The following is a 9,018-nucleotide window of genomic DNA, read 5'->3' as shown; positions in this document are numbered from 1 at the left end:
TTGCGGATCGCGCCGACGGCACGGGCCGCGCCGTTGCCGAGGTCGTGGACGCCGGGGACCTGGCGGGCCGCGATGCCGGCGACCTTCTCCACGACGCCGTCGGCGATGGTGTTCTTGCCCGAGGCGGAGTCGGCGGGCGTGTGCTTGGCGGCGGCGCGGCTGGATGCGGTGGCGGGGGTGACGTCGGTCATGTGGTGCTCCTGTGAGATGAGGTGACGCGAGCCCGATGCGGATCGCGATGCCGGATCATGTCCGGCACACCAAGGAGACGGCGTGGTAGCCCCGCTCGTCCTCGACCCTCAGCCTCCGCTCAGGCAGGAGCGGCCGCCCTTCGCTGGACGGCCACCCCCGCGACCTCCGCGTGCGCTGAGCGGCCAGACGGGGCCCGGCCGAGCAAGCCGGGCCGGGCAGGCCGGGCAGGCCGGGCAGGACCGGGCGGGGCCGGGCGCTCAGTCGGCGAGCATCACCTGATCCACCATGAGGTGGCCCCACGCTCCGGTCGCGTCGTCGAGCACCTGGATCCGCGCGGTCCGCCCCGCGAGATCGGACACGTCCCATGCGACCGGACGTAGCTTCGCCGAGTCGTCGCCCGTAGCCGTACGCACCGGCTCGCCGTCCACGAGCAGGTTCACGCTCGTGGCCGGCTCCGCGCCGAGCCCGTGATCCCCACCCGCAATGAGCAGGTGGATGGCGTCGCGGTCGATGGTGAACGGCGGCGACGTGAGCGTGCCCGTCGCCGCGTCTCCCCGGCCGGGCACGTACGTGTCGAGCGCCTGACGGCCCACCCGACCGACCAGCGGCGAGCCGTTCGGCGCGAGCCCGACCAGATCCCCCGTCCCGGTCCAGCCCACGCCCGCGGTGGTGCCCTCGAAGTCGGCCAGCACGTGCGCCGGCCGCTGCGCGAGATCCGCGAACTCGGTGATGCGCAGGTTCGAGAAGGTCGCCGCGCCGCCCTGCGTGAACAGGGCGATGCCCGCATCGGCCGGCTCCGCGAACACCTGGCTCGAGTGCACGACCTCGCCGTAGTCGACGAAGACCTCGACCGTGGTGCGGTCCACGAGGATCCGCAGCTTCACCTCCTTCGCGGACGCATCGAACGGGCTCCGGCTCTCGAGCTTGTTCCCCGTCGGATCCGGGTTGCCGGTCCCGCCGCGGTTCGCGTACAGGGTGTCGCGGAATACGCCCACGTCGGCGTGCCGGGATCCGTCGGCGGAGCGCCGCAGCTGCAGGCCGACGTTGTCGAGCCGATCCCACGCGATCTCGGTCTCCAGCTGGTACGCCGTGCCCGCGTACGGGAGCACGACGCTGCCATCGACCCGTACCGGGCCGAGCTCGCGCACGCTCGTGGCGTGGCCGGCGAGCGCGGCGATCGGCTGGGAGAGGAGCCGGTAGCCGCCATCCGCGCGGGCGAGGCGGATCTCGCGCGTGATGGAGTCGGTGCCGGTGAAGCCGTCGGACTCCCAGGTCGGGCCCGCCTTCGGGTACGACCAGTTGTTCATCCACCCGACGGCCAGGCGGCGCTCCTCGTGCTGCGCGGTCGGATCCGCCCACGTCACGGCGCCATACCAATCGAAGCCCTGGTCGAGCCAGCGGTGGCCCGTTCCCGGGTCGGGCACGAAGGCGCGGCCGTCGAAGGATCCCGTCCAGTACGCGTAGGTGTTCGGCTCGCCCGTCGCATACCCGTTGGCGCTCGCGCCGAGCACCCACTTCGAGGTGCCGTCGTCGGCCGTGATGCGGAACAGGTCCGGGCACTCCAGCACCCCGAGGCCGTCGGCCGCGAACGTGGAGACGCGCGTCCAGGAGCGGAGGTCGGGCGACGTGGAGAAGCTGAGGGTCGCGCCCTCGGCGATCAGCATGACCCAACTGCCGCGCTCGTCGTCCCACACCACCTTCGGGTCGCGGAAGTCGCGAACGCCCGGGTTGGGGAGCACGGCCTCCTCGCCCGAGGGTGTGAAGGTGCGCCCGCCGTCGGTGGAGTACCAGAGGAACTGCGCCTGCGGGCCCGACGCGTCGACGATCTGCTGCGGCGTCGGGTGGTCCATCTGCGTCACGAGCATCACCACGGCGCCGCGGCCGAACCCGGCGGTGCCCTCGGGATCCACGACCGCGGACCCCGACCACAGGTCGAAGTTCGGGTTCGTCTTCTTCTCGGCCGCGATGCCCTGGTCGGCCCACGCGACGCCGTCGGTGGTCGTCGCGAGGCGCCACGACGTGCCGACCTCCTGGTCGTAGTCGGCGTTGTAGAGGTAGTAGTAGTGCGTCACGCCGTCGATCACGACCGGCCGCTGGGGGTCGTTCTTCCAGTGGTCGGGGACCGTGAAGTGGTACTGCGCGCGGTACCGGTCGGCGTCGGCCGCGAATCCGTCCGCGAATCCGTCCGCGGGAACAGTCGGCTCTGCCGTGGCGGATGAGGCGGGCACCGCGAGCGCGCACACGAGTGCGGCGGCTGCGGCGAGAGCGGCCATCCGTCCGCGCGGATGCGCGGTGCGGGGGGCCAGAGGCGGGCGTGCGGATTCCATGATCGACTCCTTCGTCGTTCACCTGCGTCGTGCGGTGCCGGGTTCCGCCGCCCGGCCGGCCTCAGCTCGGGACCCCCGCCTCCTCCCGCGTGTCGGCGCTCACGGCGATCGGATGCGCGCCCCGGGGCACGAGGCCCTCGCGCGGATCCGCCGTCACCGGCACCGGGTCGCTGAGCTCCCCGATGAACCTGCCGTCGACCTCATTCACGAACGCGAGCAGCACCCAGCCGCCCGCGGTGTCGCGCACGAGGCGCGACGCGTACAGATCCGTGCGCGGGAACAGGCGCGCGCGACGGAAGTCGACATCGGTCAGCCGGGCGTCGACGACGACGCTGTACACGCCTCCCGCCTCCCCCGCCGCCTGCCGCTCGTGGCCCAGCTCGGAGCGCGCGCAGCAGAAGAGGAGCACGGGCACGCCGTCCACCACCTCGTGCTGGAACACCTCGAGCTGGCCGAAGCCCTGGCCGGGCGCACTGAGCGGCGGATGCACGGTCCAGTCGACGAGGTCCTCGCTCGTCGCGTGGCCCAGTACGCCGCGCTCCCGCGGATCCCCCGTCGCCGCGCGCGCCGTGACGAGCATGTGCCACGTCGACGCGCCCGGGAGCCGCTGCACCCAGGGGTCCCGCCACGCCTGGTCGTGCCAGGCGTCGAGGTCGAGCTGCTCGTACCAGCGCGGATCCGCCTCCACGAGCGGCTCGCGCGACACCTTCGCCCAGGTCACCAGGTCGGTCGAGGTGGCGGCGCCGATGCGCTGCACGAGCATCCCCTCGGCCAGCGTGGTGCCCGTGTAGAACATCCACCACAGGCCATCATCAGCGCGCACGACGGAGCCCGTCCAGGTCGTGCCGTCGTCGAACGCACCCGGCTCGGACACGATGATCGCGTCCTCGAGCACCGTCCAGCTCACGAGGTCACGGCTCACCGCGTGGCCGACGATGGGGTGGTGGTGCCGGCGGTCGGGATCGCCGAGGGCGCGGCTGGCGTGCAGGTAGAACGCGTGCGTGACGCCACCCTCCTGCACGTACCAGGAGTCCCAGATCCACTTGTCGGGCAGTCGAAGTGCCACGGCGCCTATCCCTTCACGCCGCTGGCGGCGATGCTGCTCACGAAGGAGCGCTGGAAGGCGATGAACAGCACCACGACGGGCAGCGTGATGAGCGACGCGTACGCCATCACCTCGCCCCACGGCACGTTGAGCTGGAAGAAGTACTGCACGCCCACCATCACGGGCCGCAGCTCCTCGCTCTGCACGACCATGAGCGGCCACAGGTACGAGTTCCAGGCGGGCAGGAAGGTGAGGATCGCGACGGTCGCGATGGCGGGCCCCGACAGCGGCATGATCAGCTGCCGGTAGATGCGGAACCAGCCTGCCCCGTCCACGCGCGCCGCCTCGTCGAGCTCCTTCGGGATCGACTCGAAGTACTGGTGGAAGAGGTAGATGGAGAACGCGTTCGCCACGAACGGGATGATCTGCACCTGGTACGTGTCGATCCAGCCCCTGCTGAAGCCGATCGCGAAGCCGTCGACCACGAACGACGGCAGCTGGTTCACCCACCACACGAGCGGCAGCGCGAGCGTCTCGAACGGCACCACGAGGGTCGCGATGACGAGCGTGAGGATGAGGCCCTTGCCGGGGATCCGCATCCGCGAGAGCGCGAACGCCGCCAGGCTGTTCACGAGGATCCCCAGCACCACCGTGATGGCCGAGATGCCGATGGAGTTGAGCAGGAACCGCGCCGCGGGCACGCGCTCGAACACCGCGGCGTAGTTCGCGAACGACAGATCGCCCGTGGGCAGGAACGCCGCGAACGAGGAGAGGTCGGAGAATATCTGCCGGTCGGGCTTGAGCGACGACACGAGCATGAACACGAGTGGGAACGCGAACACCGCAGCGAGCGCGATGCGCACGATCCAGCCGGCCGCCGCGACGGGCGCCGCGCGACGGCGGACCGCCCGGCGGTCGCGTGGGGCGCGCGGCGGGTGCGCGGGCCCGTCGAGCCGCGCGCGGTCGACGTCGACCGCGCGCGGTGCGCCCAGGATCGGGGTGGAGGCCATGGTCAGTCCCTCTCTCGGGTGATGAAGCGCTGCACGGCCGAGATCGCGAGCACGATGACGAAGAAGACGAGCGAGATGGCCGAGGCGTACCCGGTCTGCTGCTGCGCGAATCCGGAGCGCACGGCCTCGTAGACGACCGTGGTCGTGGAGTCGAGCGGCCCGCCCTGCGTCATCACGCTGATCTGCGTGAAGAGGCTGAGCGCCTGGATGGTGATGGTCACGAGGATGAGGCTGCGCGTCGCCGCGAGCCCCGGCCACGTGATGTAGCGGAAGCGCTGCCACCGCGTGACGCCGTCGAGCCCGGCGGCCTCGTGCAGATCCGGCGGGATGGTCTGCAGGCCCGAGAGCCAGATGACCATGTGGAACCCGACGCCCTGCCACACCGACATGAGGATGATCGCGGGCATCGCGGTCGTCGGGTCGCCGAGCCAGTCCGGCCCCTGCACCGCGCCGCCCGTCACGCGCGAGATGAGCACGTTGATGAGGCCGTCCGGCCGGTACATGAACAGCCACAGCAGCGAGACGACCACCATCGAGGTGACCACGGGCAGGAAGTAGACCGTGCGGAAGAACGTGGTGCCCTTCACCTTCGCGTCGATGAGCAGCGCGAGCCCGAGCGCCAGCCCCGCCTGCACGGGCACGACCACCACGGCGAAGAACGCGACGTTCCGCAGCGCGTGCCAGAAGGTGTCGTCGGCGAGCAGCCGCGTGAGGTTGTCGAGGCCCACGAACGTGGCCGGATAGGGCGAGATGAGGCGCGCGTTCGTGAAGGCGAGCACGAACGCGAGCACCGCGGGCACGAGCACGAACAGGCCGAGGAGGATCATGCCCGGGCCGAGCATCGCCCAGCCGGCGCGCTGCTCGTGGGCGTGGGCGCGCGGTCGCCTCGGGCGGGTCGTGCGTCCGGCGGGCGCGCGGCCCGGACCGGACGGGGATCCCGGTCCCGAGCCCTCGTCGGCGCCGGAGCCCGGAGCCGACCCGCCCGCGCCCGAGGGGCGGGATCGAGTGATGGTGGTCATGGCAGTTCCTTCCGTGGGGAGGGCGCTGCCGGCACGACGACCCCGTCGTGCCGGCAGCGCTCGCCGCGACTACTTCTGCGTGTATCCGCCGTTGGACTCGATGTTCCCGTCGATGTCCTCCACGGCGTCGGTGAGGGCGGCCTGGGGGTCCGCGCCGTCGAGGATGTCCTGCATACTCTTCGTGAACGTGCTCGAGATGAACGGGTACGCGGGCGTGGCGGGCCGGAGCTCGGCGAAGCGCTTCGAGAACTCGCGGAAGAGAGCGAGGTCGCCGCCCTCCTCGAATCCGGGCACCAGCGCTGCGGCGGCGTCGGTGGCGGGGATGGTGCCCGCGGCCTTCGCGACCGTGGCGATGCTCTCCGGGGAGAGCGAGAAGGAGAGGTAGTCCATCGCGGCGGCGGGATCGGCGCAGCCGGTGGTCACGCCCCACTGCCAGGATCCGCCGCCGACCGTGACGCCCTGACCGAGGTCCGGCGGCGGCATGACGGCGAGGTCGTCGCCGATGGCCTCGCTGAGCTGGGCGGAGGCCCAGCTGCCGCCGTACATTACGGCGGTCTGGTCGTTGATGAGGTCGAGGGCGGGATCCGCGCCGCTCTTGGCGCTGACGTACCCGTCCTCCACGAGGCTCTGCATCCATGTGGCCCAGTCGACCGCGGCCGGGCCGTCGAGCTCGCCCTCGGCCGACTGCAGCGAGGAGCGGTCGAGCAGGTCCCCGCCCGCGGACTGCAACAGCGGCGAGTACGCGTACGGGTACCACTCGCCCACGTCGGCGGTGCCAATGTCGAGCGGCGCGCTCCACGTGCCCTCGGCCTTGAGGGCCGCCAGCGCCTGGTCGGTCTCGTCACGCGTCCAGGGCTCATCGACCGTGGCGATGCGGATCCCGGCCCTCTCCAGCACGGACCGCCGCGCGAACATCGCGAGCGACACGTCGTATTGGCCCACCGCGTAGGTCTGGTCGTTCCACGTCCCGATGGTGCTGGGCAGGTTCTCGCCGAGATCGACGCTGAGGTCGAGTGGCACGACGTACTTCGCCCACGCCCAGTTGGGCACGTTCGGGCCGTCGATGTCGACGAGGCAGGGCAGCTTGCCCGCCGCGGCAGCCGCGACGACCGAGTCGTTGTAGGAAGCCTGCGGGAACGACTTGAGCTCGACGGTCGTCGTGTCCTGGCTCGCGTTGTAGGCGTCGACGACCGACTGCACGGCAGCCAGCTCCTCGGTGTTGCCGCCGTTGTGAGTCCAGAGCGTGAGCTGGCCGTCCTTTCCGTCGGTGCCGCCGGCGGTGCCGGAGGCGCAGGCGGTCTGGGTGACGAGCAGGGCCGCGGCCAGTAGGCTCACCCCGGTCAGTCGTCTCTTCGCGTGTCTCATCATTCGTCCTCCTGAGTGGGTCGGGTGGGGGCCAGCGGTGTCGCGCTGATTCGCGGGGCCGTTGCAGCGGCCTCGGCGCGGGAGGTGGGTCCGTCCTCGCCTAGGTGTAGTTCCTAGGGCGGTGGCGGGCCGACCGACTGCCTCTCGATGAGCGGGCAGCGCATCCGCACCTGCTCGGGCTCGAGGGGCTCGTCGTCCCTGGCCGACTCGAGCTCGAGCGCCAGGCGCTCGATGGCCCACCGTCCCATCTCGTGGTGCGGCAGGGCGATGGTCGTGAGGCCGGGATCCAGCGCGGCGGCGATGACCTCGAAGTTGTCGATGCTCACGACCGACAGGTCCTCGGGGATGCGCAGGCCCCGCGCCTGGGCCGCCTGGTAGGCGCCCATCGCGATCCGGTCGTTGAAGCAGAACAGGGCCGTGGGCCGGTCGGGCCGGTCGAGCAGACGGCCCGCGGCCTCGCGGCCCGGGCCCGTGGTGGATCCGCTCGGCACGAGGAGCGACTCGTCCACCGCGATGCCGTGCTCATGGAGCGCCTGCCGGTAGCCGCGGATGCGGCCGCGGGTGGCCGGGATGTCCTCCACGTTGGAGAGGTAGCCGATGCGGCGGTGCCCGGCGGCGATGAGGTGCGCGACCGCGCTGGCCGCTGCGCCCTGCTCGTCCGGCACGACGGAGGAGACGTGGTCGTTGCCGGTGGTCGCATCCAGCAGCACGGTCGGGACAGCGGCGAGCGCTTCCGGCACGACGACCCGCTGGTGGTACATCCGGGCGTAGACGATGCCGTCGACGTTGTGCTGCAGGAGCGCCTCGATGCTGCGCGCCTCCGCGTCGGCGTCGGCGCTGGTGTTCACGATCATGAGCACCCAGCCCTGTCGCGCGGCCGCCTCCTGCGCGCCGAGCAGCACCCGGCCCGCATACGGCGTGGTGGTGATCTCGTCGCTGACGAACCCGATGATCTGCGACCGCCGGCTGCGCAACCCGCTGGCCTGGCGGTTGGGCGCGTAGTTGAGCCGCGCGGCGACGGCCTTGACGCGTTCGCGGGTGGCCTCGCTCACCTGCCCCGCCCCGCTGAGCGAGTGCGAGACGGTCGTCAGGGAGACCCCCGCGGCCTCCGCGACATCGCGGATGCCTACTCGCCTGCTCATCATCGAACTGCTTCCCAAAACGTTTTTGTCCTGCGTGGAACTGACAGTACGCGCCCGCTTCCCGGGAGTCAACACGGGCGTCGATGAGCCGCCCCGCCTCCACCTCGCGGGGGATCCGCGGGCCCCGTTCCGGCAGCCAGCATGGATCCATGACGCGCCCCGGCGAGACCGCCCCCGACTCCCGCGGCCGCACGGGCCTCCACCTGCGCGGCACGGACCTCGACCGGAACCCCGACGTGGTCGTGAAGCGCGTCGAGGTCACCTCCGACGGCTGGCACGTGCTCCGCCGGACGACGCTCGACCTGCGCCTCCGCGACGGGTCGTGGCAGGAGCAGCAGCGCGAGACCTACGACCGGGGCGACGGCGCGACCGTGCTCCTCTACGCGGCCGACACCCACCGGATCCTGCTCACGCGCCAGTTCCGCTACCCCGCCTACGTCAACGGGCACCCCGACGGCATGCTGATCGAGGCGGCGGCCGGCCTGCTCGACGAGGACTCCCCCGATGGCGCGATCCGTCGCGAGGCCCGCGAGGAGCTCGGCGTCGAGATCGTCGCGCTCACGCACCTGTTCGACCTGTTCATGAGCCCCGGATCCGTGACCGAGCGCGTGCACCACTACCTCGCGTCGTACACGCCGGCCGACGTCGTGGGCGCGGGCGGCGGCGTGGCCGAGGAGGGCGAGGACATCGAGCGCATCGAGGTGTCGCTCGACGAGGCCCTCGCGATGGTCGCCGACGGCCGCATCGCCGACGGCAAGACGGTGATCCTGCTGCAGCACGTGGCGCTGCACGGGTTCCCCGCCTAGCTGTACTGGGTCATGACGTTGGTGACACTCGGGCCGCGGGCGTGAGCCCGTGGCTTGAGTGGATTCGTTCAGTGTTGTAGTGCTCGATGAAGGGGTCAAGCGCGTCGGCGCG

At 71.5% G+C, this 9,018-nt stretch carries 7 protein-coding genes and 2 pseudogenes; 1 reads left to right on the top strand and 8 read right to left on the bottom strand.

What is annotated here, in order from left to right:
* The 7 genes and pseudogenes from HDR73_RS15905 to HDR73_RS15875 all read right to left on the bottom strand — a co-directional run.
* Positions 1 to 191: pseudogene (locus HDR73_RS15905) on the bottom strand (Asp23/Gls24 family envelope stress response protein); the annotation flags it as partial.
* Positions 192 to 449: 258 nt separating this feature from the next.
* On the bottom strand, positions 450 to 2,519 hold the full coding sequence (locus HDR73_RS15900; RefSeq protein ID WP_012298352.1) for a glycoside hydrolase family 32 protein: 2,070 nt from the start codon (positions 2,517 to 2,519) through the stop codon (positions 450 to 452).
* A 61-nt stretch (positions 2,520 to 2,580) separates the two neighbouring features.
* Positions 2,581 to 3,585: a glycoside hydrolase family protein gene (locus HDR73_RS15895; protein ID WP_012298351.1), complete on the bottom strand. Its 1,005-nt coding sequence runs from the start codon at positions 3,583 to 3,585 to the stop codon at positions 2,581 to 2,583.
* Positions 3,586 to 3,590: 5 nt separating this feature from the next.
* Complete coding sequence (locus tag HDR73_RS15890; protein WP_407637330.1) at positions 3,591 to 4,382, bottom strand: carbohydrate ABC transporter permease; 792 nt, start codon at positions 4,380 to 4,382, stop codon at positions 3,591 to 3,593.
* 194 nt (positions 4,383 to 4,576) lie between these two features.
* On the bottom strand, positions 4,577 to 5,593 hold the full coding sequence (locus HDR73_RS15885) for a carbohydrate ABC transporter permease (RefSeq protein WP_012298349.1): 1,017 nt from the start codon (positions 5,591 to 5,593) through the stop codon (positions 4,577 to 4,579).
* A 69-nt stretch (positions 5,594 to 5,662) separates the two neighbouring features.
* On the bottom strand, positions 5,663 to 6,928 hold the full coding sequence (locus tag HDR73_RS15880; protein ID WP_223842728.1) for a sugar ABC transporter substrate-binding protein: 1,266 nt from the start codon (positions 6,926 to 6,928) through the stop codon (positions 5,663 to 5,665).
* A 143-nt stretch (positions 6,929 to 7,071) separates the two neighbouring features.
* On the bottom strand, positions 7,072 to 8,100 hold the full coding sequence (locus HDR73_RS15875; protein ID WP_198433872.1) for a LacI family DNA-binding transcriptional regulator: 1,029 nt from the start codon (positions 8,098 to 8,100) through the stop codon (positions 7,072 to 7,074).
* Between the two features lie 149 nt (positions 8,101 to 8,249).
* Here HDR73_RS15875 and HDR73_RS15870 point away from each other — a divergent pair, with 149 nt between their 5' ends.
* Positions 8,250 to 8,906: an NUDIX domain-containing protein gene (locus tag HDR73_RS15870; RefSeq protein ID WP_041464410.1), complete on the top strand. Its 657-nt coding sequence runs from the start codon at positions 8,250 to 8,252 to the stop codon at positions 8,904 to 8,906.
* Between the two features lie 10 nt (positions 8,907 to 8,916).
* On the opposite strand, the pseudogene HDR73_RS15865 reads toward HDR73_RS15870, so the two are convergent.
* Positions 8,917 to 9,018, bottom strand: a pseudogene (locus HDR73_RS15865) (IS481 family transposase); the annotation flags it as partial.

It is taken from the genome of Clavibacter sp. (assembly GCF_014802555.1).
In the GTDB taxonomy this organism is placed as follows: Bacteria; Actinomycetota; Actinomycetes; order Actinomycetales; family Microbacteriaceae; genus Clavibacter; species Clavibacter sepedonicus.
This window is presented reverse-complemented; position numbering and strand designations above follow the sequence as displayed.